The 24,787-nt window shown below is 65.0% G+C and carries 26 protein-coding genes; 10 read left to right on the top strand and 16 right to left on the bottom strand.

Annotated elements, in window-relative coordinates; translation table 11 throughout:
- Positions 1–579: a TetR/AcrR family transcriptional regulator gene (locus CH302_RS17655; RefSeq protein WP_052048126.1), complete on the top strand. Its 579-nt coding sequence runs from the start codon at positions 1–3 to the stop codon at positions 577–579.
- Positions 580–598: 19 nt separating this feature from the next.
- Here CH302_RS17655 and CH302_RS17650 read toward each other — a convergent pair whose 3' ends face one another.
- Positions 599–1,201: a YdeI/OmpD-associated family protein gene (locus tag CH302_RS17650; protein WP_037196259.1), complete on the bottom strand. Its 603-nt coding sequence runs from the start codon at positions 1,199–1,201 to the stop codon at positions 599–601.
- A 40-nt stretch (positions 1,202–1,241) separates the two neighbouring features.
- On the bottom strand, positions 1,242–2,198 hold the full coding sequence (locus CH302_RS17645) for a hypothetical protein (protein WP_037196115.1): 957 nt from the start codon (positions 2,196–2,198) through the stop codon (positions 1,242–1,244).
- 129 nt (positions 2,199–2,327) lie between these two features.
- On the opposite strand from CH302_RS17645, the gene CH302_RS17640 reads away from it, so the two are divergent.
- Positions 2,328–2,798: a YdeI/OmpD-associated family protein gene (locus CH302_RS17640; RefSeq protein WP_176460727.1), complete on the top strand. Its 471-nt coding sequence runs from the start codon at positions 2,328–2,330 to the stop codon at positions 2,796–2,798.
- A gap of 32 nt (positions 2,799–2,830) precedes the next feature.
- Here CH302_RS17640 and CH302_RS17635 read toward each other — a convergent pair whose 3' ends face one another.
- The 5 genes from CH302_RS17635 to CH302_RS17620 form a co-directional block, all read right to left on the bottom strand.
- Positions 2,831–3,535, bottom strand: coding sequence for a M50 family metallopeptidase (locus CH302_RS17635; RefSeq protein WP_037196134.1), 705 nt, complete (start codon positions 3,533–3,535; stop codon positions 2,831–2,833).
- Between the two features lie 94 nt (positions 3,536–3,629).
- Complete coding sequence (locus tag CH302_RS17630; protein WP_037196136.1) at positions 3,630–4,586, bottom strand: acyl-ACP desaturase; 957 nt, start codon at positions 4,584–4,586, stop codon at positions 3,630–3,632.
- A gap of 128 nt (positions 4,587–4,714) precedes the next feature.
- A complete protein-coding gene (locus CH302_RS17625; RefSeq protein WP_371828466.1) occupies positions 4,715–5,149 on the bottom strand; it encodes a GtrA family protein in 435 nt (144 codons plus the stop codon).
- A gap of 164 nt (positions 5,150–5,313) precedes the next feature.
- Positions 5,314–5,481 (bottom strand): hypothetical protein, encoded by a 168-nt coding sequence (locus CH302_RS30160; RefSeq protein WP_170945796.1) that lies wholly within the window; start codon positions 5,479–5,481, stop codon positions 5,314–5,316.
- 74 nt (positions 5,482–5,555) lie between these two features.
- Positions 5,556–6,941 (bottom strand): maltokinase N-terminal cap-like domain-containing protein, encoded by a 1,386-nt coding sequence (locus tag CH302_RS17620; protein WP_052048128.1) that lies wholly within the window; start codon positions 6,939–6,941, stop codon positions 5,556–5,558.
- Positions 6,942–7,098: 157 nt separating this feature from the next.
- On the opposite strand from CH302_RS17620, the gene CH302_RS17615 reads away from it, so the two are divergent.
- On the top strand, positions 7,099–7,863 hold the full coding sequence (locus CH302_RS17615) for a pirin family protein (protein ID WP_037196137.1): 765 nt from the start codon (positions 7,099–7,101) through the stop codon (positions 7,861–7,863).
- A gap of 111 nt (positions 7,864–7,974) precedes the next feature.
- Positions 7,975–8,451 (top strand): DUF4190 domain-containing protein, encoded by a 477-nt coding sequence (locus CH302_RS17610; RefSeq protein ID WP_230596528.1) that lies wholly within the window; start codon positions 7,975–7,977, stop codon positions 8,449–8,451.
- A gap of 16 nt (positions 8,452–8,467) precedes the next feature.
- Here the strand turns inward: CH302_RS17610 and CH302_RS17605 are convergent, their stop codons facing one another.
- The 4 genes from CH302_RS17605 to CH302_RS17590 all read right to left on the bottom strand — a co-directional run bounded on the left by CH302_RS17605 (position 8,468) and on the right by CH302_RS17590 (position 12,761).
- A complete protein-coding gene (locus CH302_RS17605) occupies positions 8,468–9,586 on the bottom strand; it encodes a GGDEF domain-containing protein (RefSeq protein WP_052048129.1) in 1,119 nt (372 codons plus the stop codon).
- Between the two features lie 105 nt (positions 9,587–9,691).
- A complete protein-coding gene (locus tag CH302_RS17600) occupies positions 9,692–11,275 on the bottom strand; it encodes an ABC transporter permease (protein ID WP_230596529.1) in 1,584 nt (527 codons plus the stop codon).
- Positions 11,272–12,150, bottom strand: a complete 879-nt coding sequence (locus CH302_RS17595; protein WP_037196139.1) for an ABC transporter ATP-binding protein — start codon at positions 12,148–12,150, stop codon at positions 11,272–11,274. Before CH302_RS17595 ends, CH302_RS17600 begins: the two co-directional genes overlap by 4 nt.
- Positions 12,147–12,761 carry a TetR/AcrR family transcriptional regulator gene (locus CH302_RS17590; RefSeq protein ID WP_037196273.1) on the bottom strand — a complete coding sequence of 205 codons (615 nt, stop codon included), beginning with the start codon at positions 12,759–12,761 and terminating at the stop codon, positions 12,147–12,149. Before CH302_RS17590 ends, CH302_RS17595 begins: the two co-directional genes overlap by 4 nt.
- Positions 12,762–12,815: 54 nt before the next feature.
- On the opposite strand from CH302_RS17590, the gene CH302_RS17585 reads away from it, so the two are divergent.
- Both CH302_RS17585 and CH302_RS17580 read left to right on the top strand, forming a co-directional pair.
- Positions 12,816–14,774, top strand: coding sequence for a M13 family metallopeptidase (locus CH302_RS17585; RefSeq protein ID WP_037196140.1), 1,959 nt, complete (start codon positions 12,816–12,818; stop codon positions 14,772–14,774).
- A 33-nt stretch (positions 14,775–14,807) separates the two neighbouring features.
- Positions 14,808–16,118 carry a cytochrome P450 gene (locus tag CH302_RS17580; RefSeq protein WP_037196141.1) on the top strand — a complete coding sequence of 437 codons (1,311 nt, stop codon included), beginning with the start codon at positions 14,808–14,810 and terminating at the stop codon, positions 16,116–16,118.
- On the opposite strand, the gene CH302_RS17575 is transcribed toward CH302_RS17580, so the two are convergent.
- The 5 genes from CH302_RS17575 to CH302_RS17555 form a co-directional block, all read right to left on the bottom strand.
- Entirely contained in the window at positions 16,096–17,175 is a 1,080-nt protein-coding gene (locus CH302_RS17575; protein WP_094649995.1) for an ABC transporter ATP-binding protein, read from the bottom strand. The two genes, CH302_RS17580 and CH302_RS17575, sit on opposite strands and share 23 nt — an antisense overlap.
- Positions 17,175–18,500 carry an ABC transporter substrate-binding protein gene (locus CH302_RS17570; protein WP_037196143.1) on the bottom strand — a complete coding sequence of 442 codons (1,326 nt, stop codon included), beginning with the start codon at positions 18,498–18,500 and terminating at the stop codon, positions 17,175–17,177. The genes CH302_RS17575 and CH302_RS17570 overlap by 1 nt, the downstream gene beginning before the upstream one ends.
- Before the next feature lie 28 nt (positions 18,501–18,528).
- On the bottom strand, positions 18,529–19,419 hold the full coding sequence (locus tag CH302_RS17565) for a carbohydrate ABC transporter permease (protein WP_037196144.1): 891 nt from the start codon (positions 19,417–19,419) through the stop codon (positions 18,529–18,531).
- Positions 19,416–20,348: a carbohydrate ABC transporter permease gene (locus CH302_RS17560; RefSeq protein WP_170945798.1), complete on the bottom strand. Its 933-nt coding sequence runs from the start codon at positions 20,346–20,348 to the stop codon at positions 19,416–19,418. Before CH302_RS17560 ends, CH302_RS17565 begins: the two co-directional genes overlap by 4 nt.
- Before the next feature lie 88 nt (positions 20,349–20,436).
- Positions 20,437–21,345 (bottom strand): L,D-transpeptidase, encoded by a 909-nt coding sequence (locus tag CH302_RS17555; protein WP_037196145.1) that lies wholly within the window; start codon positions 21,343–21,345, stop codon positions 20,437–20,439.
- Positions 21,346–21,642: 297 nt separating this feature from the next.
- Here CH302_RS17555 and CH302_RS17550 point away from each other — a divergent pair, with 297 nt between their 5' ends.
- From CH302_RS17550 to CH302_RS17535, 4 genes are read left to right on the top strand one after another with little or no spacing between them, the layout of a single operon-like run.
- Complete coding sequence (locus CH302_RS17550; RefSeq protein WP_037196148.1) at positions 21,643–22,368, top strand: glycosyltransferase; 726 nt, start codon at positions 21,643–21,645, stop codon at positions 22,366–22,368.
- Positions 22,365–23,360 (top strand): acyl-CoA dehydrogenase, encoded by a 996-nt coding sequence (locus CH302_RS17545; RefSeq protein ID WP_230596530.1) that lies wholly within the window; start codon positions 22,365–22,367, stop codon positions 23,358–23,360. The genes CH302_RS17550 and CH302_RS17545 overlap by 4 nt, the downstream gene beginning before the upstream one ends.
- Positions 23,354–24,103 (top strand): PIG-L deacetylase family protein, encoded by a 750-nt coding sequence (locus CH302_RS17540; protein ID WP_037196150.1) that lies wholly within the window; start codon positions 23,354–23,356, stop codon positions 24,101–24,103. The genes CH302_RS17545 and CH302_RS17540 overlap by 7 nt, the downstream gene beginning before the upstream one ends.
- A gap of 2 nt (positions 24,104–24,105) precedes the next feature.
- Complete coding sequence (locus CH302_RS17535) at positions 24,106–24,765, top strand: class I SAM-dependent DNA methyltransferase (protein ID WP_037196152.1); 660 nt, start codon at positions 24,106–24,108, stop codon at positions 24,763–24,765.
- Positions 24,766–24,787: the final 22 nt, after the last annotated feature.

Here is a 24,787-nt window from a genome sequence, read left to right as displayed (position 1 = left end):
GTGACGACGAACGAAGAGCTGTCCGCGCGCGAACGGATCATGCTCGCGGCGATCCAGTTGGCCGACGAGCAGGGGACCGGCCGCATGACGATGTCCGCGGTAGCCGCGCGCGCGAAGGTGTCGCGGCCGACGCTGTACAGCTACTTTCCCGACGTGTCTCGGATTCTGGAGGCCTGGGTCGAGCAGGAAGTGGTGCGCGTCGAGGCGCAGCTTCAGGACATACTGGACCAGGGTGCAGGGTCGGATCCGATGACGGTGCTGGGTGACTACATCGACCTGCAGTTGATCTATTTCGTCGAATCTCCGACGAGGGCCCTGCTCACGACGGCCGCACTGGGGTCGCCGCCGCAGTCCGTCGCCAGGCACATCGAACGGTTCCGCGCAGACGTACACGGGCTGCTGACGGTTCTGAGCAGGCAAGGACGTCTTCGGGCCGATGTGGACGTCGAGATGCTGGCCGGTCTTGTCATCGCGGGGATCACTTCGATGACACGTCACGTGCTGGAGGAACAGGTATCGCCGACCGAGGCGCGACGCCAATTGCTGGACATACTCTTTCGAGGATCGCTTCGCTCGTGACAGTCGTCGACCCCGGCTGCTATCGTCCGTCGCGCTTGGGTTGCCATCGAGCTGCGCGCTCGCCGATCGATGCGAGCCGAGCAGTCTCGTGCACACGAGCGGCTCGGGTCTCGGGCCGCTTGGCGGTCACGATCCACTCCAGAATCCCTCGACGCGCGGACGGCGGAAACTGGTTCCAATTGTCCTCCGCATCAACGTACTCGGCGAATGCAGCCGCAAGGTCGTCGGGAACGATCAGCTCCTCGACCTCGTCGAGTACGGTCCATGCTCCATTGGCGACGGCAGCCTCGACGGCGCGCTCCCCCGCCGGAAGCATCAGGCCCGCTTCACGAAGGGCCTCGATGCGGATCTTGTTCGGACGGGACCATGCACTCGCGGGTTTCCGGGGCGAGAAATACAACATGGTGCGCTCGTCGTCGAGCTTGCGCGGTCGGCTGTCGACCCACCCCACGGCGAGTGCTTCCGACACTGCGTCGTCGTAGCTGATCGCCGGTCTCCCGGTGGCCTTCTTCCACGACACCAGCCACGCGGATTCCGCAGTTCCGTGATGTGCGATCAGCCATGTCCGCCACTGGGCTCGTGTCTCGGCATGCACTCTCGGTGCGTCGTCCATGACGGCCATGCGTACCCCTTCGTTCGTCGGCACCAGTACAGCGCTCGTCTCACTCGTCGGCTTCGAACACGCATCCCCCGGGTGGAAGCTCCAGGACGATGACGTCGTGGTCCTCTCCGGTGACGATCGCGGTGAAGATGACCTCCGCGCCGTCCATCGACACCCACCAATTCATGTTGGCACCGCGCAGACGCGGCACCTGCCGATACACCGCTCGGGCGTCCTCGACCACGGCCTGCGGATGCAGCCTCCGAGCGGTCTCGATGACGGTACGACGGACATGGTCGAGATCGATCAGGTCGTCGTCATCCGACAGTTGCGACGGACGAAAGTCGATGAGTGCGAATGGCATTCGGATGACGGGGAGCGTCGCCGCATGTGCCATCGATCCGTCGGAAAACTCGGGGTCACGCCACTCGAGCACACCGTCCGCGAACGTGGGAGTCAGATCGTCGAGCGCTGATCCGGCCTCGACGCTGCGGTGGACCGCTGCGATGTATTCGGTCAGGGAGTCGAACCACGGTGCGCCCCCGTCCGCCGCCTGGGCCGAGAACATCCGTATGCAGCCGCGCCGTCGACCCGGGCGTGTGTCGGTGTAGGTCAGTCCGAAGAGGCCCTCGGCGAACGGGACATAGGCGGGGAGAAACATTTCGGCCGTCTCACCTGCATCCTGAGCGCGGACGACGGCCGGCCAATCATCGCCCAAGTAATCGATGCGGTGCCGGTTCGCGAGATTGTTCCTGTGCTGACGGACAACCTCGTCGAGCGAGAGAAGATTCGCGTCCGGCAACACCGAACCGATTGGGCCGTAGTCCTCACCCTGCGGAACGTGCTGCCCGTCGTGCAGTCCGTAGAACTCGCGCAGTTCCTCGGTCCACGGCGTTGTCGCACGTTCCGCAGACTCTCGCTCGCCCGCGGTCCGCGGCGGCCGAATCGACGCAGCAGTGATGGGCGCACGTTCACGAAGCGTCGCCATGTACGCGGTCCATACCGCGGTGAGGTTCACGACTCGAACCTAATGGGTCTCGATCGGCGAGGGGGTTCGATACGGGTCTCCTTTCCGCGGAGATCACTCGATATGCTGCAGTCTCAGGCGACATTTCCTTCAGCGGTGTATCGACGGTGCGAGGCAATCGTGAGTGACAGCATTCGATTCGACGGAGTGCTCGAGCCGATGACGTGGGGCAAGAACACGTACACGATCATCCGTGTTCCGACTCGATTGGTCGAGGCAGCGGAGCGGTGGCCGACTCGCCGGATCGACGGTTCGATCGACGGGCTGAGTCTCAATCTCGGTCTCAACAAAGCAGATTCGAATGTGATGCCCGGGTCGTTCGTCTACATCGGTGCAGGCCTTCAGCGCCGATTGGGCGTCCACCCCGGTGATCTGGTGTCGTGTGAATTCGAACCGGCCGACCCCGATCTGGTACCTGTCCCGCAGGATGTCGCGGAGGCAATGGAGACGGCGCACTGCACATCCGTGTGGGAGCGGAAGCGGCCGAGCGAGCGTCGTCAGTTGTTGATGCCCATCGACAACGCTGCGCGAGAGCAGACCCGCGCAGACCGCGTAGCGCGACTGGTCGGGATGTTGACGGAAAATCCATGACCGGACAGTCGAGGTGCCCAGGCCGCCCGCCGTCACTGCACCGGAACGAGAATTCTCCACGCCCCCAACGCCAATGAGCCGACGGTCACGAGCAGGAACAGGCCGACCCAGACGATGCCGGGAAGGAAGGTCAGCCGGGCCAGTTGATCGGCGTCGGAGTCCCGAGCCCGTCCTGCGCTGCGGGATTTCTGTAGTTCGAGAACGGGGCGCGGACCGGCGATCAGCAGGAAGAACGTGATGAAGTACGCCGCGGCGACCTGTTGCTCTCCGGTGCCCCACCAGGACACCACGAACAACAGTCCACCAACGGTGACGAGGGACAGCAGTCCGTAGATGTTGCGAATCATCAACAGCATCAACGCAATCGAGATGATGCCGATCCACAACACCGCCGACGCTCGCTGTGTGCCCAGCACCAGAGCGGCACCGAGGCCGAGAAGCGACGGCCCGACGTAGCCGGCGAACGTCATCGCGATGACGCCGAGGCCGGTGGGCTTGCCCTTGGAGATGGCGACGCCGGAGGTATCGGAGTGCAGTCGCAGCCCCATCAGCTGTCGGCCGGTGATCAGCGCGACGAACAGATGCGCGCCCTCGTGCGCGATGGTCACGACGTTGCGTGCGATCCGCCACGTCTGCGGCAACACGACGATGACGAGTGCAGCCAGGGCAGCGGCTTGGACGATCCACACCGGTGGATCAGGACTCACCGCGGAAATGCGGTCCCAGAATTCGTTCACACCACACCCTATGTGAGCGGTGAGGAGTGGAGCCTGCAGGAACGACCAGCCACACTTCGGAGCAGGCTACGAAGTTCCGCTCACATCGGTCACGTCAGGACGCGCGCGACTCGGCCTTCGCACGTTCGCGGGCGAGGGAGCGGTCGCGCATCTCCTCGAACTTGGTGGCCTGCCGCTCGAGGTCTTCGAGGAACGCGGCGAGTTCTTCGCGCTTGTTCTCACCGCGTGCGGTGAAGTCGTTGCGCTCGAACACGCTCCACTTGCGCAATACCGGCCAGACGACGTCCTCGAGGTGCTGACGCAGGTCGTAGATGCCGTGCTTGGCCATCAGCACACCGTTGCGGCGGAAGTTCGGCATCCCCGCGCCCGGCATGACGAAGTTCATCACGATGTCCGAGACAGCCTGCAACGTCTGGTCGGGTGCGATGTCCATCGCCGCGCCGGTGATGTTGCGGTAGAAGATCATGTGCAGGTTCTCGTCGGCGGCGATGCGCTGGAGCATGCGGTCGGCGATCGGATCGTCGCAGACCTTGCCGGTGTTGCGGTGCGAGACGCGCGTCGCGAGTTCCTGGAAGGTCACGTACGCGACCGAGTGCAGCAGACCGACCCCCGCACCGGCGGGCGAGACGTACCCGTTGGTCATGTGGATCATCCGGGCCTCTTCGAGAGCGACGGGATCGACGCCGCGGGTGACGACGAGGTAGTCGCGCATGACGATGCCGTGCCGGTTCTCCTCGGCGGTCCAGCGACCGACCCAGGTTCCCCAGGCACCGTCCTGGGAGAAGTTCTCGGCGATCTCACGGTGGTAGGACGGCAGGTTGTCCTCGGTGAGCAGGTTGGTGATCATCGCGGCCTGTGCGACGTCGGAGAGCTTGGACTGCTCCGGGTCGTAGTCCTGGCCGCCGAGTGCGGCGAAGTTGCGACCTTCGTCCCACGGAACGTAGTCGTGAGGGTGCCACTCCCGCGCCATCGAAATGTGACGGTTCACATTGTCCTCGGCAGTGGGCACCAACTCTTGCAGAAGCTCGAGCTGTGTCAGATCCCTGGCCATCGAGATGCCTCCTCGCGTTGACGTCAGCTCGCAAGCCTAGGGCGATACGTGCGTGACGTGTGGAGCCTTGCCCGGATTCTGTTAGAGGTAGCAATCGGCGTCCGTACGGAATGGTGCGACGTCACAGCTCAGCGAGCAGCGAGAGTGGAACCCGAGGACGCGAGCGTCGCCGGACGGAAGACCCAGCCACGGAGAGCGAGGAACCGGGCGGCTCCGAAGATGCCGCCCACAGCGATGACGACCAGAACCTGGACGTATGTCGGCGCTGCCGGGAACAGGATGTGCACTGCGGCCAGTGAGGCGGTACTCAGACCCAGCCCGATCAGGGCGAGTCCCCCGGCTTCCCACTGCGTCTGGAACCAGCCCACACGACCGGCCGCATGAAAGGTGTGACGGCGGTGCAGCTCGTTGGCAAGGACGGTACTTGCGGCCACACCTGCAAGGTTGGCAGTGAACGATCCGAGAGAAGCGAGGGCGACGAACAACAGGGCGTACACACCGTTACTCGACACCCCGACGATCACGAAGCGTGTGAACTGAGCGAGCACCGACTCCCCGAGCATCCGCGACCTGATGCGAGGCGCACAGCCCGCCGACCCGGACGAAGCCGGGACTTTCAGGGAAGTGCTCACGAGGACTCCAGTTGTAGAACCGGAAGCGTCGGTCGGCGCTTCGACTCGATACAACTCCGCCCGCGAACGAATCGGTCTCGGACGTGACGGAAGTCTCAGGCCTTGGTGGAACTTTCTTCCCGAGCGCGCTTCTTGCGGTCCAGGTCGATGTTGAGACTGTCGGGCTTGATCGATGCGACGAACAACACCGCGACGAGCACGACCACTACGACGATGGTGATGACGACCACCGCGATGCCGAAAATTGCCAAGATACCGTTCATGTCCTGCCTCCCGTGTCAGGCAATACGGTACTTGTCGTAGACAGTCCGGTCGACGTGCACCCCCAGCTCACCGCTCAGCTCACCAGGCGCGCCACAGCGCGCATCGGCAACGACAGCCAGGTAGGCCGGTTGCGAGCCTCGTACAGAACTTCGTACACGGCCTTGTCCAACTCGTATGCGCGCAACAGGTCGGCCTCCTCGCGGGGATCGTGCCCGGCCACCGAGGCGTATCCGTCGAAGAAAGCCGCAATGCTGCGGGCCGCCCACTTCTCGGCCCGCTCTCGCGCCGTCCGGTCCTCGGGCAGATCGACCAGCAGGTGGTTGGCCGCATAGTCGAACGAGCGCAACATTCCGGCCACGTCACGCAGAGCGCTGTCCATCTGCCTGCGCTCGGCCAAGGTCTTTGCCGGCTCACCCTCGAAATCGATGAGCAACCACCGTTCCGGAGTGCCCAGCACCTGACCCAGATGCAGGTCACCGTGGATGCGCTGCACCGTGGTGCTGTTCGACGCCTCCGCTCGCGAGATCAGAGCGGTCGCCGCCGGGATGTACTGCGCGATCTCCGGCACCACCCGTGCCACTCCCGAGATGCGGGCGAGGATCTCCTCGACGGCGGTCGATTCCACCGACCGTTCGGCGGTACCCAGCACCGCCGCCAGGTCGTGGTGTACCTGCGCCACGGCCGCTCCGATTCGATGTGCGTCCGGGGCGAAATCGGCGGGCAGGTCTTCGATCGGCGTCTGCGGGGAATCGAAGACCTCTTGCACGCTGGCCAGTGCCGCGGTCCAGCCCTCGGCGGAGTTCGCGGCGAAATCCTGAGCCATGCCGAGGGTCGTGGGTTCACCGCCGACTTCGGCTTCGAGCCAGCCACGAAGCGGCGCGACGTTGACGCTCCCCGCCTCCGCCAGCGCGCGATGCAGTTCCACATCGGGGCTGATCCCCGGCGGCACCTGACGAAACAGCTTGAGCAACAGTAGATCACCGAGAATCACCGAGGTGTTGGACTGCTCCGCCCCCAGAACCCGACCGCGTAGACCGCTCGGCACACTCGAACCGTCGACGATCTTGAATTCGATGCTGCCCGTGGCCTTTCCGGTGGCCAGAGCATCTCCGTACAGGCCGATGATCTCGGGGTCGCGCAAACCGTCGAACACGGCCACGTCGCCCGCCACGGGCAGTGCCCACGGCCGGAGGTCGTCGGTCAGTTCGGTCCGGAACCCGAGGGGCACCTGGTAGGTCTGCGTGACGGCCGCGCCGTCCTGCGTCAGCTGCACCTCCACCAGCAGATGCTCGGCCGCGAAATGTGGCTCGTCCCGGAGCACGTCGCGCGCGACGATCCGCACCGCACTGACCGTCGAACCCTTTGCGCCGAACCACCGTTGACCTGGCAACCACGTCGCCAGAGCATCCTCGAGCTGGGGTTCGACCGTGCGTGCCACACTCGAGCTGGAACCGACCATGAGAATGTCTCGCCGCCTTCTTCGGAGTTTGCGGAGCTTGTGACCGTACGCAGCGAAACCTACCCACTCCCGGCGACGCCCACACACCGACTGCAAAGACACCCGAACGTTATGCAGGTCGTACGCCGGTGCACAGACATGCTCGTAGAGTGGTCACATGTCCGCTCCACTGACCGCCCACATCGACGTACACCGCGCCGGTGATCGATCGAAAACCCGTGTGTCCTGGCTGGACTCGAAACATTCGTTCTCCTTCGGCCAGCACTACGACCCCGACAACACCCATCACGGACTGTTGCTGGTCAACAACGACGACATCGTCACTGCCGGTCAAGGTTTCGAGACACATCCGCATCGCGACACGGAGATCGTCACCTGGGTGATGCAGGGTTCACTGGTGCATCAGGATTCCATCGGACACTCCGGAATCATCCATCCCGGCCTCGCGCAACGGATGACGGCGGGCAAGGGCATCCTGCACTCCGAGAAGAACGATTCCTGGAGCATCGACGGCAACAAGCACACCGAGCCCGTTCGCTTCGTGCAGATGTGGGTGCTTCCGGACAGTCCCGGTGCCACTCCCGGATACGAACAGCTCGAGATCGGCGACGAATTGCTGCGTGGAGGGCTGGTCACCGTCGCGTCGGGGATGGACAAGCATCGAGGTCAGGCTGCGATCGGGATTTCCCAGAAGTCGGCTGCGCTGCACGCGGCAAGGTTGTTGCCCGGAACCTCGGTGACGGTGCCCGACGCCCCGTTCGTGCACCTGTTCGTCGCGCGCGGCACCGTCACGCTCGAAGCTGTGGGCGATCTCTGGGAGGGCGACGCAGTCCGCATGAGTTCGACTGGCGGACAACGCATCACCGCTACCGAGCCGGCCGAGGTGCTGATCTGGGAGATGCATTCACGTCTCGGTGGTTGACCTATACGTTCGATGACAAGTTGATCACGGGAGCACGCGGGTCCTGTGCGCACAGGAGACACCCGCATACACTCCCAGCGTTCACGATCGCCGATTTCGGAGGTACTCAACGTGTCGAATCAGAATCCGCCGCCCGGAAACTATCCCCCTCCCGGAAACTATCCTTCACCCGGTGAGTACCCCCAGCAGGGCGGGTATCAACAACAGCCGACAGCGCCGAAGAACACCGTCGGCACGGTGGCTCTGGTCCTGGCGATTCTGGGCGTGTTGTTCTCCTGGACCATCGTGGGCGGAATCCTTCTCGGCCTGATCGCCATCGTTCTCGGCTTCGTCGGACGGTCCAGGTACAAGAAACGGACCGCCACCAACGGCACCGTGTCACTCGTCGCGATCATTCTCGGTTTCGTGGCCGCAGCACTGTCGATCGTCCTCGTCGTCGTCGGCGTCGGCTTGTTCAACGCAGTCGGTGGACAAGACTTCACCGACTGCATCAGCAACGCAGGCAGCGATACTGCAGCGCAACAGCAATGTGCCGACGAGTTCCAGCAGAACGTCGAGAACCAGTACGACGACTCGACACCGAACTGAGTCGCGGCCGAGACACTTACGTCTCGGTGCCTGACGGAGTCCGGTCGCCTCGGGGCGTCGAACCCGCCACGATCACCTGATTGCCACCCTGCTGCTTGGCTTCGTACATCGCCGCGTCGGCTCGTCGCAGCAGCAGCGTGGTGAGTTCGACGATGTCGAAGCCGATGTCCTCGGCAATCGGGTACGTGCAATGTGCGACGCCTATGCTCACCGTCAGCGGTGCGGGGTCCTCCGCGGAATGCGCGGCACACCGATACGTCTCGGCCAGTGCGAGGGCCTCGTTCTCGGCCGATTTGGTCACCACCGCGAACTCCTCACCGCCCACCCGCGCGACCAGCACACCGTCCGTCGTCAGCCGACGTGCGATCAGCTGCAGGGCCGCGTCCCCCTGGTGGTGACCGAATCTGTCGTTGATCGACTTGAATCGGTCCACGTCGACGACCATCACCGACACATCGGTCGCACCGAGGAAATACACCGGCAGTGCCTCGTCGAGCCCTCGTCGGTTGCGTACCTGAGTGAGCGGATCGAAGTTGGCCGCCTGCGCTTGGACCTGCAGTTTGAGGAGCAGGTACTGAAAGAACGTCGGGCCCATGAACGTGATGGGCACGAGCACGACGAGTTGGGCGATGGCCAGACCCTGATCGGCGTCGGGCGACGACAGGATCAGCACGAAGAACAGTGTCACGGCCGCTCCGGCCCACAGTAGATGCAGTGCCATGACTTTCGGGCTGTGGAAGAGCTGGACGTAGACGCTGTTGGCTGCGAGCATCGCGAGGGCCAGGAAGACGGTCTGAGGCGATCCGTAGGACAACAGAATCAGCGTTACCCCGATGTCCGAGTACGCGGCGAACATCAGGGACACCCGCTTCGACGGCCACGGAGCCTTCAGCCAGGCGACACCGACCAGCAGCGTCGACACGATCGCAACGACGAAGACCGTCCTACCGATCGCAGAGGTCGGCGGGGCATCGGTGAGGAACAGCAACGCGGCTGCGCCGAGTCCGTACAAGAACGTGCTCAGAGAAGCAGCGAGGCGATACGGTGCGAGCGCACCGTGCAGCTCGAGGTAGCTCACCACCGACTCGTAGCTGTGCGGCTGGTTCCACCACGTGCGCAGGAATGTCGATTGCACGTAACCTCCATGCGCGTTCGGCTCAGAGATCACGGAACCGACAGGACGCCACCAAGTCGGACCGGGCCGGACAAATCGGCCACCGCCGATGCTATCCGACCGCCGTCACCCTCGGATGCCTCTTCGTCGGAACGCTGTGAAACCTCCCATACCGACGACGATGGCGACCACGACGAGCCAGCCGATGGGCGCGAGCGCGAATGCTGCTCCCGGCAACCGCGGAACGTGAGTGAAGGGCGAGAGGTCGAGCCACGGCTGCGGCAGGCCCACCACCGACCCGACCTGGCCGAGGGCGACGAAGCCGCCGAGAACGGCCCACAGGACGGTCGCGAATCGAGGGACAGCGCCGAACAGGGCCACGCCGATGGCCGTCACCACCCACACGGCAGGCAACTGACCCAATGCGCCGAGCAGGACCGATGGCAGTTCTCCTGCAATATCGCCGGTGGCCGACCCGTACGTCAGGCCGATGGTGACGCCCACGACCAGAAGCAGCCACGCCGGGCCGAGGACTGCGAAGAGTAGATGACCTGCCAGCCACCGCAGGCGCGAGACACCGGTGGCCAGCACGATCTCGGCGAGGCCCGCCTCTTCCTCGCTGTGCAGCCGCAGTAGGGCCGAGACCGAGTAGGCCGCAACCACCACACCGACGATGCTCAGTACAGCGGCGATGAACGATTGTTCGATGGTGCTGCCACCGAACTCCTCCAGCGCATCCGTGATGGCGTTGCTGCTGCCGAGTTGCCCACCGATGCCGTGCGCAGACGAACCGATGGTGATGCCCAACAAGGCGATGCCGACGGTCCAGCCGAGAGTCGCCCCACGAGTGAGCCGCCAGGCGAGCGCAACCGGCCCGGCCAGTGACGGTGCGGCCTCGTTGCGGCCGCGGCGTTCGGCCACCAGTCCACCACCGAGATCGCGACGCTCGGCGGCGGCGAACGCGGCGGTGAGAAGCACCCCCGCGGTGGCCAGTGATATCAGCATCGGCCACCACCTCTCCTCGGCGAACGGTCGAACCTGCGCCGACCAACCGATCGGCGAGAACCACGACAGGGTGCCCGAGCCTGCGTCGCCGATCGCCCTCGCGGCGAACGCCACGGCCAGCACACCGAGGGCGTAACCGCGGGCCGCCCGCGCCCCCGACGCCACCTGTGCCGCCACCGCCCCACAGCCGACGAAGACGAGGCCGACCACCGCGACCGACGCCCCGTACGCGAGGCTCCCGGCCACCGGGAGGCCGAACGCCGCCAGCGAGATCGCCGACAATGCGCCCGTCGCCGCCACCCCGATGCCCGCCAACGCGATCGCCGCGGCCAACCCGGCGTAGCGCCCCACCGCCGTCGAGCCGATCAGCTCGGTCCGACCCGCATCCTCCTCACCTCGGGTGTGCCGGACCACGGTGAGGATCGCCGCCAGCGGAACCAGCGCCAGTACCGCACCCGAGCGCCACGACACCAGAGCCCCCAGATCGCTGCCGAAGATGGGGCCGACGAGCGCGGCCTGCGCGGGCGTCGACAGGGTGCCGAGGTAGAAGGCCTGGCGATCAGCCGCCGTCGGATACAGACCCTCGAAGCTGACCGCATACAGCAGCGGCAGCGCCCCGAGCAGAACGATCCACACCGATGCCACCAGACGATCGCGGCGCAGATACAACCGCAGCAACGCGCCCGTCCCGGTCAGGGCATTCATGCGTAGTACCTCAGGAACAGTTCCTCGAGCGTCGGAGCGGAACTGACCAGGCTGCGGACCCCGGCGTCGGCCAGTACGTGCATCGTCGCCGCAAGGGCGTCGTTCTCCACCGTGCAGGTGACGGAGGATCCCGCGACTCGGACTTCGGACACCCCCTCGAGTGCGGCGAGACCGTCGGGCATGCGTTCGAGATCGGCGGTGACCGTCGTGCGAGACAGGTGGCGCATCGAGGCCAGCGTCCCGGTGTCGACCGTCCGCCCCTCTCTGACGATGGTCACCGAACTGCACAGCGCATCCACCTCGGACAGGATGTGCGACGACAACAGCACCGTGACTCCGCGTCGGGCAGCATCTTTCACGCAGTCGCCGAAGTGCTGCTCCATCAGCGGATCGAGTCCCGAGGTGGGTTCGTCGAGGATCAGCAACTCGACGTCGGAGGCCAGAGCCGAGATCAGCGCAACCTTCTGCCGATTGCCCTTGGAGTAGGTCCGAGTGCGCTTGCCGGGGTCGAGGGAGAACCGCTCGAGCAATTCCGCGCGGCGGGCGGTGTCGATTCCGCCGCGCATCCGGCCGAGCAGATCGATCACTTCACCGCCGGTCAGCGACGGCCACAGAGTCACGTCACCCGGGACGTAGGCCAGGCGTCGATGCAGCGCCACAGGATCGGCCCACGGGTCGCCGCCGAGCAAGCGCACCTGTCCCGACGTCGCGCGGACGAGACCGAGCAGCACCCGAATCGTCGTGGATTTACCGGCCCCGTTGGGGCCGAGGAACCCGTGCACCTCACCGGTCGGTACGTGCAGGTCCAGTCCGTCGAGCGCCCGGACCGACCCGAACGTCTTCACCAGCCCGTTCACGGAGATCGCCTCGGTCATGACGTGGCCTCCAGATAGGTGTGCAAAGCCTGGGAGTCGGTGAACAATCCGTCGGTGTAGAGCTCGAGCGCAGGAAGGGTGATCTCGTCACCGAGCGCGCTCAGGGCCTCGCGGAAATCGACGTCGGGGCCGGCCATCTGCACGTACAACAGCAGTCCGCCGACGTTCTGTCGCGTCAGGAACCGGGCCCGGGCCGCGGGGTCTCGACTGGGGGTGAACCGGCCGTCGCGGACGCCGTCCTCGATGTAGCGGACGGCGTCGTCGACCATGTGCTCGAACAACTCTCGCGCCAACGTTCCGCCTGCGGCGAAGCTCCGCACGATGTAGGCGACGAGCGGCGCGTACTCGTCGATCCGGGCGAGCTGTTCCATCATTCCGGCGGGGGCGGACGATGCTGCCTTCGACTCGCGGATCACCCGCAGGACGTGCTCGTCGCACGCAGTGCGCAGGCCGTCCTTGGACCCGAAGTGGTGATTGAGCAGCCCCGGCGAGACACCTGCCGCCGTGGCGATGGACCGCACGCCTGCGGTGAAACCCTGGGATCCGAAAACGCCGATCGCGGTGTCGCGGATTCGAGCCCTGGTCGTGAGATCCTCTGATGCTGTACGCATGTACAGCACATTAAACACCCGTTCAATCAAGCACAAGAGTGTAAAGATGGACGGATGACTTCAGTAGTGAACTCGGGCATCGATCTCGGCTACCAGGACGAGAACACACGCGCGCAGGACGACCTGTTCGTGCACGTCAACGGCAAATGGCTCGAGGAGTACGCCATCCCGGCCGACCGCGCCGTCGACGGCGCATTCCGCACCTTGTACGACCGCGCCGAGGTCGACGTCCAGACCATCATCGAAGAGTCGGCCGATGCGAACCCGCCTGCGGGCAGTGACGCACAGAAGATCGGCGACCTGTTCTCGAGCTTCATGGATGCCGATCGCGCGGAGCAACTCGGCGTCACCCCGATCGCCGACGAGCTCACCGCCATCTCCGACGCAACCGACCTCGTCACCCTCGCAGGCGTTCTCGGCTCCCTGCAACGCACCGGCGTCGGCGGTGCCATCGGCCACTACGTCGACACCGACGCCAAGCAGTCCGATCGCTACCTCGTGCACTTCAGCCAGTCCGGAATCGGCCTGCCCGACGAGTCGTACTACCGCCAGGACGAGTACGCCGAGATCCGCGCGAGCTACCTCGAGCACATCTCGAAGATGTTCGCGCTCAGCGGCATCGAGTACGACGCACAGACGGTCTTCGACCTCGAGCAGAAGATCGCCGCAGGCCACTGGGACGTCGTCGCCAGGCGTGACGCCGAGAAGAGCTACAACCTCGTCGACTACGACACGTTGGTCAAGAGCGGCGCCGGATTCAACTGGGCTGCATGGATTTCCGGGCTCGGCGCAACCACCGAGCAGTTCGCCGAGATCGTGGTTCGGCAGCCTCCGTTCCTGAGCACGTTCGTCTCGCTGTGGAATTCCGAGGACATCGAAGCGTGGAAGGCGTGGCTGGCCTGGCGCGTCGTGCATTCACGGGCACCGTTTCTGACGAGTGAGATCGTCGACGAGAACTTCGCGTTCTACGGAACGACGCTGACCGGCACCGAAGAGAACCGCGAGCGCTGGAAGCGTGGCGTCTCCCTGGTGCAGGACGTGCTCGGCGAGGCCGTCGGCAAGCTCTACGTCGAACGCCACTTCCCGGCCGACTCCAAGGCGCGGATGCAGGTGCTGGTCGACAATCTCACCGAGGCCTACCGCCGTAACATCTCCGAGCTCGAATGGATGAGCCCGGAGACTCGGCAGAAGGCGTTGGACAAGCTGGGCAAGTTCACCCCCAAGATCGGCTACCCCGACCGGTGGCGCGACTACTCGGGCGTCGAGATCGTCGCCGACGACCTGCTCGGCAACTACCGCCGCGGCTACACCGCGGACTACCAGCGCGACCTCGACAAGCTCGGCGGCCCGGTAGACCGTGACGAGTGGTTCATGACGCCGCAGACCGTCAACGCCTACTACAACCCCGGCATGAACGAGATCGTCTTTCCCGCAGCCATTCTGCAGCCACCGTTCTTCGACCCCGAGGCAGACGACGCGGCCAACTACGGCGGTATCGGAGCCGTCATCGGCCACGAGATCGGTCACGGATTCGACGACCAGGGTGCCAAGTACGACGGTGACGGCAACATGGTCGACTGGTGGACCGACAGCGACCGCACCGAATTCGGCAAGCGCACCACGGCACTGATCGAGCAGTACAACGAGTTCGAGCCCAAGGCACTGCCCGGCCACAAGGTCAACGGCGAGTTCACCATCGGCGAGAACATCGGTGACCTCGGTGGACTCTCGATCGCGGTCGCCGCCTACGAGATCTCGCTCGAAGGCAAAGAAGCCCCGGTGCTCGACGGCCTGAGCGGGCTGCAGCGCGTGTTCTTCGGGTGGTCACAGGTGTGGCGTACGAAGGCGCGCGATGCCGAGGCGATCCGTCGACTCGCCGTCGATCCGCACTCGCCGCCGGAGTTCCGCTGCAACGGCGTCGTACGAAATCTCGACAGTTTTCACGAAGCCTTCGACGTACAGCCAGGAGATGCGCTGTACTTGGACCCGGGGAAGCGCGTCAGGATCTGGTAGTTCCGCGTAGGGCAATGGGGAGGGAATTCAAGGATGAGGGAATACGTACGCTGGCTTGCTGCTCACGGGGTCATTCGGTTCGCGGCCAAACGAGCAGCGGCCGCAGGCGATCCGCAGGCGATGCTGGTGGCCGATCCGGCGACGCGGGCCAATCCGACGCCGGTCTACGAGAAGCTGCGCGCCACCGCACCGCTGGTGAAGACTCGGATCTCGAACATCACCGTGCATCACCGGGTGGCGTTCGACCTGCTGCGCTCGGACGACTTCCGCGTCACTCAGCTCGGTGCGACCCTTCCCGGTCCGATGCGGTGGGTCGAGGAGCACACCAGATCCGGCGCACTGCACCCGATCCTGCCGCCCTCACTGCTCTCGGTCGAACCGCCTGACCACACCAGGTACCGCAAGCTGGTGTCCTCGGTCTTCACTGCCCGCGCGGTGAAGAAGATGCGCGATCAGGTGCAGGAAACGGCGGATGCTCTGCTCGACGAGCTGTCCGACGGCTCTCCGGTCGTCGACATCGTCGATCGCTATTGCGCGCGATTGCCGGTCGCGGTCATCGGGCGCATCCTCGGCGTTCCCGAGGAGGAGAATCAACGAGTCCTCGAGTTCGGCGAGATGGCCGCACCCAGCCTCGACATCGGATTGTCGTGGTCCCAGTTCAAGCAGGTCGAGCGTGGGCTGATCGGGTTCGACGCCTGGCTCTCGGAGCACATCGCGGAGCTACGCCGCAATCCCGGTGACGATCTGATGAGCCAGCTGATCGCCGCGAAGGACGAGGGCATCGGCCTCAACGACGAGGAGCTCAGGGCCACCGCAGGTTTGGTGTTGGCCGCAGGGTTCGAGACGACGGTCAATCTGCTCGGCAGCGGCATCCGACTGTTGCTCGACCATCCCGATCAACTGGCTGTGCTGCAGCAGGATCCGTCGCACTGGCCCACCGCAGTCGACGAGATGCTGCGGATGGAGTCTCCCGTGCAGCTCACGGCCCGCATGGCCAAGCACGACGTGGAGGTCGAGGGGGTGACGGTGCACGAGGGCAAGCTCGTCGTGCTGGTGCTGGCAGGCGCCAATCGGGATCCGCTGGTGTTCGAGGACCCCAATCGCTTCGACGTGACCCGCGCCAATGCCGGTAAGCACCTGTCGTTCTCGGGAGGGCGTCACTACTGCCTCGGTGCTGCACTCGCCAAGGCCGAATCGGAAGTGGGCCTCAAGACCTTGTTCGATCGGTTCCCTCACCTGCGGACGGCAGGCGAGGGAACCCGTCGCAACACCCGAGTCCTACACGGGTGGGCCACTCTCCCGGTGGATCTCGGCGAGCCGGCTACGACAACCGCAGGCCGGTAACGGAGTCGAAGAAGAACAGCTCGTCGAGCCGGGGCACCAGTCGAATCGTTTCGGCCAGTGCGATCGACAGCTTGCGATCGACTCGGACCGAGATTCGTCCGGATGTGGTGGTCCACCCGCCGGTCGTACTGGGTGCGGAAGCGTAGACGAACGATTCCGCGCCCAGTTCCTCGATCAGCTCGACGGTCAGTTGCAGGCCACTGCCGTCGCCCACCAGGTCCCACGATTCCGGTCGCACGCCGACAACGACGCGCTCGCCCGCCGCGGACGGGACGGGAATGCGCAACTCGCCGAGTACGGCCGCACCGTCGCGCACGGGGGCGTCGACGAGGTTCATGCCGGGTGATCCGATGAATCCCGCGACGAACGTGTTGACGGGATTGCCGTACAACTCCCGCGGAGCTGCGATCTGCTGCAATTTGCCGTCGAGCAGTACCGCGACGCGGTCACCCATGGTCATGGCCTCGACCTGATCGTGGGTGACGTACACCGTGGTGGTGCCCAATCGTCGCTGTAGACCGGCGATCTGGGCTCTGGTCGACACCCGCAACTTGGCGTCGAGGTTGGACAGCGGTTCGTCCATGCAGAACACCTTGGGCTGACGCACGATGGCGCGCCCCATGGCCACTCGCTGGCGCTGGCCGCCGGAGAGCTTGCCGGGTTTACGACCGAGCAGCGGCTCGAGCTCGAGCATCTTCGCCGCGTCGAGTACTCGTGCTGCGGTGTCGGACTTGCTCATTCCGGCATTGCGCAGCGCGAAGCCCATGTTGTCGCCGACGGTCATGTTGGGGTACAGCGCGTAGTTCTGGAACACCATCGCGACGTCCCTGGCCCGCGGTGCCAGCGAGGTGACGTCCACTCCGCCGATGTCGATGTGACCGCTTTCGACGGACTCGAGACCGGCGAGCATCCGCAGACTCGTCGACTTCCCACAGCCCGAAGGTCCGACGAGAACGATGAATTCACCGTCCGCGATGTCGAGTTCGAGGTTGTCGACAGCGAGCGAATCGGCACCCGGGTACCGGTGCGAGACACCGGCGTAGTGAACGGCGGCCATTACTTCGGCAGCTTCGGGGTGATCTGGCGGTCGATGATCTGCTGCAGTTGATCCGAAATGGACGCGAATGTCGTTGCGACATCGGCATTCTGCAGCGCGATCTGCTCGAGTCCACTACCGATGATCTTGTCCCCGCCGGGAACGAACACGCGGGCGTAATCCTGCGAGCGAGTCAGCGCCAGTTGGTCGACGGCCGTCTTCGCGTTGGGGTTCGCTTCGAGGAATGCAATCTCCGACGGGTCCTGCTGCGCGGACTTGCGGACCGGCATGTAGCCGGTGTTCTGGGAGAAGTAGGCGGTGTTGGCACCGTTGGTGACGAAGTCGATGAACTTGAGTGCGTTCACCTTTCGCTCGTCCGAGATCTTCGCCGGGATGGCGAGGCCGGCACCACCGGTGGGGCAGCCGGGGGTGCCGTCGGTAGCCGGCAGGAAGGCAGTACCGAACTCGAACGCGGCTCCGGCCTTGATGGTGGACAGGTCGCCGGTGGAGGCGATGGTGGACGCGAGGATGCCAGCGGCGAAGTCGTTGGCGATGTCGTTGGACACCGCTGCGTACTTCTTCGTGTGAATCATGTCCTGCAGGAACTTGCCTGCCGCAATGGTATTGGGGTCGTCGAACTTCAGCTCGAACTGGTCGGAGTACGACCCGCCGAACGTCCAGATCGGTCCCTCGAACGTCCATCCGAGGTAGTCGACGGCATTACCCCAGCCGTGGGCGAGCTTGCCGTCTCCGACGACGGCCTGGATGCGCGGGCCCCATTCGTCGAATTCCTGCCAGGTGGCCGGTCCGCGATCGGGCAGTCCGGCCTGCTGCCAGACGGCCTTGTTGTAGTAGAACAGCGGCGTCGAGCGCGCGTACGGCAATGCCCAGTGGCTGCCGTTCCAGTTGTAGTCGGCCAGCAGCGAATCCACGTAATCGGACTGGTCGACGCCTGCTGCGGAGAAGTGCTTGTCCAGTGGCTCGATCGCCCCGGTGAGCGCGTAGTTGAACCACCAGACGTCCGAGAGCACGACCACGTCGGGCACGTCGTTGCCGGAGAGCGCCGCGTTGAACTTCTGCGACACCTCCTCGTAGTTCTTGCCGCCGTCGATGAGATTGACCGTCAGGCCGGGGTTCTCGGCCTGGAAGCGCGAGATCAGTTCCTTCTCGAATTCCTGGGACTTGCCCGGGTGGTTCGACCAGAAGTTGATGGTGTTCGCATCGCCTTCGACAGCCTCGCCGCCCGACCCGCCCGATCCGGGGCCGCTGCACGCCGCGAGGGCTGCGGCAGCCGCAGCTGCGCCGGTGAGCGTGAGGAAGCCACGCCGATTGATGATGTGTGCCATGGTGTTCGACTCCTGATAGTGAGGTGAATCAGCCCTTGACCGCACCGGAGGTGAGGCCCTTGATCATGTGGCGTTGCAGGACGAGAAAGACGAGAAGGATCGGCAGAATGGTCAGCACCGTCGCGGCCATCACCGCGCCCCAGTTGGTGTAGCCCTCGCTGTTCTGGAGCAGCGTCAACCCGACCGGAAGCGGTGCGACCGACGAGTCGTCGGACATCAGGAACGGCCAGAGGTATTCGTTCCATTCGGTGACGATCGTGATGATGGCGAAGGCCACCATGGTCGGGCCCGACAGCGGCAGGATCACCCGGAACATCAGCCGTACCGGTCCGGCTCCGTCCATACGCGCGGCTTCGATGATCTCCGGCGGCAGCGACAGGAAGTGGTTGCGCATCAGGAAGGTACCGAAGGCGACGCCTGCCAGCGGAATGATGATGCCCTGGAACGAATTCCGCCAGCCCAACTCGGAGATGAGCGAGTAGTTGGAGATGACGGTGATCTGGTTGGGCACCATCAGCGCGGCGATGATGACGAGAAAGACGATGTTCTTGCCAGGGAAGCGCAGGAACACCAGACCGTAGGCGCTGAGGACCCCGAGAACGAACTTGATGGACGACACGGCCGTGGTGATGATGATGGAGTTGCGCAGATAGGTGAAGAACGGCACCTCCGTCGTCGCCTCGTCGTAGTTCTGCGGATGAAACACGCTGGGCCACCACGTGACCGGCTGCACGTAGATGTCCGGTCGATCCTTGAACGAGGTGATCAGGATCCAGAACAGTGGCAGCCCGATCATCAGCAGGACGGCGACCATGGCTGCGTAGCCGAGGATGTTCGCGCTTCGGCGGGTGCGCTGCGGGTCGCGACCACGCGAAACCTTTTCCGGCACTGCTGCATCGGGCTTGCTCACCAAGGTCATCGCTGATCGTCCCGATCCATGATTCGTACCTGCACGAGGGTGACGATCAACAGCACGAGGAACAGGATCGTCGCGACGGTGGCGCCGTAGCCGGCCCGGAAGTTGCGGAACGTCTCCTCGTAGACCTGGTAGACCATCGTTGTGGTGCCGGTGCCCAGCGGGCCGCCGCGCGTCATGACGTTGATGATGTCGAAGACCTGGAGCGAATTGAGCAGCACCGTGATCGACAGGAAGAACGTCGTCGGACGTAGTTGCGGCAGAAGCACTTTACGGAAGGTGGTCCAGCGACTCGCCTGATCGATCTCGGCCGCCTCCATCAGCTCCTTACGCACGCCCTGCAGGGCCGCGAGGTAGATGACGAAGGTGTAGCCCAGGTTCTTCCACAGGTACGTCACGGTGATCATGACCATCGCCCACGTGGGGTCCTGGTAGAAGTCCGGAACCGTGCCGAGACCGAAGCGTCGCATCAGGTCCTGGACCAGCCCGAAGTTGGGGTCGAAGACGAACTGGAACGCGATGCCGATCGCCGCGCCGGAGATGACGTACGGGGCGAAGACGGCGGAGCGAACGAAGTTGCGGCCCCTGAGCTTTCGATCGAGCAGCAGCGCGAGCACCAGGCCGAGAACCAGTGAGCCCACCACTGCGGCGACCGTGAACACGACGGTGTTGCCGACGATCTGCCAGGTGTCCTCGCGGGAGGCCCACTCGCGGTAGTTGTCGAAGCCGACAAACGTGGAGGTGGGCGAGGACAGGTTCCAGTCGAAGAACGAGAACTGGAAGTTTTCGACCAGCGGCCGATAGGTGAACACGCCCAGCAGAACCAGGTTGGGGCCCACCAGAATCAGGAAGAGCGCGTAATCGGTCCACGGCCGCGAGAAGAAACGCTTCTCGCGTGCCCTGGGCAGCACTCGTTCGGTTGTTGCACTCACCGCGAGGACTGTGCTCAGCCTCGGCTAACGAACGGTGAACTGAGCGTCAACGTCTCCCGTCGCGCAAACCAACCTATGTGAAGCCGCTCTAGCGGTTCCAGTCTCCGAGTCCGTCGGATCCGCTGAGGGTGCCGCCGTCGGTGTTGACGACGATGACGGGGTCGCCCTTCTGAGCGTTCTCGAAGAACCACTTGCCGTCTTCGGTGCTGACGTTGAGGCAGCCGTGCGAGGCGTTGGAGTAGCCCTGCTGTGCTTCCGACCACGGAGCCGCGTGCACGAAGATGCCGCTGTAGGAGATGCGCGTCGCGTATTCGACGTACGTGCGGTAGCCCTCCTCGGAGTCCACGGGGACGCCGTAGGTGGACGAGTCCATGTACATGTCGCGGAACCGCTCCCCGACGATGTACGTGCCGTTGGGGGTTTCGTGTCCGACCTTGCCCATCGAGGTGGGCATGGTCCTGACGACCTCACCGTTGCGGGTGACGGTGATCTGCTTGGTGTTGTCGTCGGCCGTGGTGATGATCGAGTCGCCGGTGGAGAATTCGGCTTTCGCTCCGCCCGCCTCGACGGTCACCTGGGTGTGCGCCGGGTAGAACTCGTTCGGCAGCCACCGGACCTGGGTGTCGTTGATCCAGTAGAAGTGGCCGTCGACGGACGGGTTCGTGGTGACGCGGATGGCCCTCAGTGCGGCATCACGATCGCCGATCGCCTCGTCGAAGCGGATGGCGATGGGCTGCGCAACTCCGACGACCTCGCCGCCGGACGGGCTGATGCTGGGATCGGCGAAGTTCGCCGGTGCGAGCTGCGGGACGAGCTGTTGCGGAGCGGGTGCAGCCGGATCCGAGGACCCCGGCAGGCCGGGAATGGAGATGTCGGGCCCGCCCGGCCACAGCGGAGCGGCCTGCGCCGAACCGAATGCGGCGGATGCAGCAAGGGCTGTACCTGCAAGGATCGCGCCGATACGGGCGAATCTGCGTGTGCGAACCGGTGATGCCATGTAATCCGACCATCCTTCGTGCTGCGTCGCGATGCCCACCGACAGAGCTGTGCGTGAGCAAAGCCCATTAACACATACCGCCCCGACATTTGCTAATCGGATATTTCCGAAACGGACGAAAGAAACCGCGAGTACGAGTATCTTCCCGCAACCGGTCCCGAGCGCTGTCACTGCAGGTCGGTCCACATGTGTCGGCTGCCGGGGAATGGGTATGTGCGACGGGAGCACATCCCGTCCAGACACCGGCGGTTTCCGAAACGGACTCTTCCGACGTCCGGTGTCCGAAAAGGGTGGACCGTGATCTCCGATGCTTTCCCCCGTACCCCAGTCAGCCACATCGTCGTCGTCGTACCGGCGCACAACGAGCAGGATCTGCTCGACGCCTGCCTGACCGCCCTGGCGCGAGCGCAGCGCCGCGTCATGGACGCGGCCTCGGTGTCCGTCTCGACGATCGTCGTGCTCGATGCGTGCACCGACGACTCCGCGCGCATCGCGGCACGTCACCCGTCCGTGTCGGCGATCGAGGTGATGCATCGCAACGTCGGAGCGGCCAGAGCCGCCGGATTCTCGGGCGGCTCCCGAGACGGCGGTCGACTCGACGCCACCTGGTTCGCCACCACCGATGCCGACACCCGGGTGGGTGAGGACTGGCTGCTCGGCCATCTACGGCATGCCGCCGAGGGCGCTCGAGCAGTGGCAGGAACGGTGGCAGTCGATTTCGAGGGCCACGTCGAGGACAACCTCGGGTTGCGATCCTCGTACGACGCGCACTATCGACACGAGTTCGGCCATCCCCACGTGCACGGTGCCAACCTCGGTGTCCGAGCGGCGGAGTACCTCGCCGTCGGCGGGTTCGCACCACTGGCCACCGGTGAGGACCACGATCTGGTCCGACGACTCGAGCTCGGCGGCATCGAGTGCCGTCGGGTGTGCGACATTCCGGTCACGACATCGGGTCGACTGCGCGGTAGAGCGCCCGACGGCATGGCCGGATTCCTACGTGCTCTGGAGGCCACCGCATGAGCGAAACCGATTTTCTCGAGTCCACCGGCCGCGCAGACATCGACACCGGACTGCGCAACGCGTTCTTGGCCTTCGAGGCGGACGGTCGTCTCGACCTGGCGCTGCCCGGCTCGGGATACACCGATCTGCGCTGGCAGTCGCTCGCCGCCCTGAGCCGACACAACACGGTGCTGGGCCGGTGGTCCGAAGCGCATACCGACGCGATCGCCATCCTGCACGAACTCGACGGTCCGACGCCGCAGCGCGGACAGATCTGGGGAGTGTGGGCTGCGGAACCGCCCGCGCCGATTCTCGAAGCAGTGCTGGAGGACTCGGGCTGGGTTCTCACCGGAACGAAGCCGTGGTGCTCGGGTGCGTCACTGTGCACCCATGCCCTCGTCACCGCGCGCGTGGAGGGCAGTCCGCGGCTGTTCGCCGCCGATCTGACGCATCCGGGCGCAACTCCGGTACCGAACACGTGGCATGCGGTGGGGATGAGCGAGAGCGATTCCGGCTCGGTTGCATTCGACAGCGTCCCGGCCGTTGCGGTCGGTGGACCGACCGACTACCTGACTCGGCCGGGCTTCTGGCACGGGGCCATCGGAGTGTCTGCAGCCTGGTTCGGGAGCGCGTGCGCGGTGGCGGACACGCTGCATGCCGCCGTCCGCGACAGGCCGGACCCGCACCGCGCCGCGCATCTCGGTGCCATCGCAGCGGCACTCGGTGCGGCCTCGAGCGTGCTGACCACCGCTGCCGCCGAGGTGGACGCGGATCCGTTCGACCGCTCCGGTCGAGCCCGAACCCGAGCCCGCATCGTGCGGGCAGTGGTCGAGGACGCGGCGACTCAGTGCATCGACCGCGTCGGTCGCGCTCTCGGTGCCGGCCCGCTGTGCAGCGATGCCGAGCACGCGCGACGCGTCGCAGATCTCACGGTCTATCTGAGGCAGAGCCACGCCGAACGCGATCTCGAAGCGCTCGGGCACGACATCGCCGAGGAGGACAATCCATGGTAGAGAACGCATTCGACGCCGAAGTCGATGTCGGCACTGCCGAATCGGACTGGATGTCGGCCGATTGGTCCATCCCCGGTCTGCAGTGGAAGGACGTCGTCACCATGGTCGTCGTCGCTCCGCACCCGGACGACGAGGTACTCGGCGTCGGTGGCCTGCTGTCGTTGGCGGCCGCGGCAGGTGTCGACGTGAGGGTGGTCGCGGTGACCGACGGCGACGGCTCCCATCCCGGTTCCCCCACCGTCACGGCGGAAGATCTGCGTGCGCGTCGCCCCGTCGAATCCGAGCGTGCCTTGGCCGAGTTGGGTATCGACCACTCTCCGACGCGGCTGCAGATCGCCGACGGGGCCGTCGAGCATCACGAGGGCGCGGTGGCCGATGCACTGATACCGCTGCTCGACGCCGCTCCGGGCACCTGGTGCCTGGCTCCGTGGCGCGGAGACGGACATCCCGACCACGAAGCCACTGCGCGTGCCTGTCTCACCGCAGCGAACGCCGTCGGGATCCACGTGGTGGAGTACCCGATCTGGATGTGGCACTGGGCAACTCCGAATCATCCTGCTGTGCCTTGGACGCGTGGACGCCGCATCGACCTTCCCGAGCACACCCTCGCCGCCAAGCGAGCGTCGATCGAGCAGTTCGATTCCCAGATCCATCCACTGTCCGATCACCCTGCGGACCGAGCGGTGTTGCCGCCCCACATCTTGGCCCGCTATCGGCGACCGTTCGAAGTGGTGTTCGCGTGAGCATGGATTCTCGGACGAGCCACGGTTCTCCAACCAGCCTCGGTGCCGACTACTTCCGCAATGTCTATGCGGCCGAGGACGATCCGTTCATGCTTGACAGCAAGTGGTACGAGCGGCGTAAATATGCTCTGACCCTGGCGTCGCTACCGAAGCCGCATTATCGGCGCGCGCTCGAACCCGGCTGCTCCATCGGGGTGCTCACCGAACAGTTGGCGACCCGGTGCGATCACGTGGTGTCCACCGACGTGGTGGACAGCGCCCTCGATTCCGCACGCAGGCGCGTCGGTGATACTGCTGCAGTCGAATTCGCGCTGTGGTCACTGTCCGACGACTGGTCGACCCTGCCCACACCCGAGGCGATGTTCGATCTCATCGTCATCAGCGAAGTCGGGTACTACCTCGACGCCGACGACCTGACGGCGGCGGCCACCCGCGTCGTCGAGCACCTGGAGGCCGGCGGCACCCTGGTGGCGGCGCACTGGCGTCACGACGTGGACGACTACCCGATCTCGGGTGACCGCGTACACGAGATCATCGCCGCCACAACAGGATTGGCGCTACTCAGTCGCTACCTGGACGAGGACGTCAGGATCGAGGTCTTCGTCGCGTCGGACGGCCCGGCCGTGTCGGTAGCGAGTACCGACGGCCTCGATGTGCGCTGACTGCGCCCGACCGCTGGAGACG

The sequence above is a fragment of the Rhodococcus sp. 15-2388-1-1a genome (genome assembly GCF_002259145.1).
Classification (GTDB): Bacteria; Actinomycetota; Actinomycetes; order Mycobacteriales; family Mycobacteriaceae; genus Rhodococcoides.
This window is presented reverse-complemented; position numbering and strand designations above follow the sequence as displayed.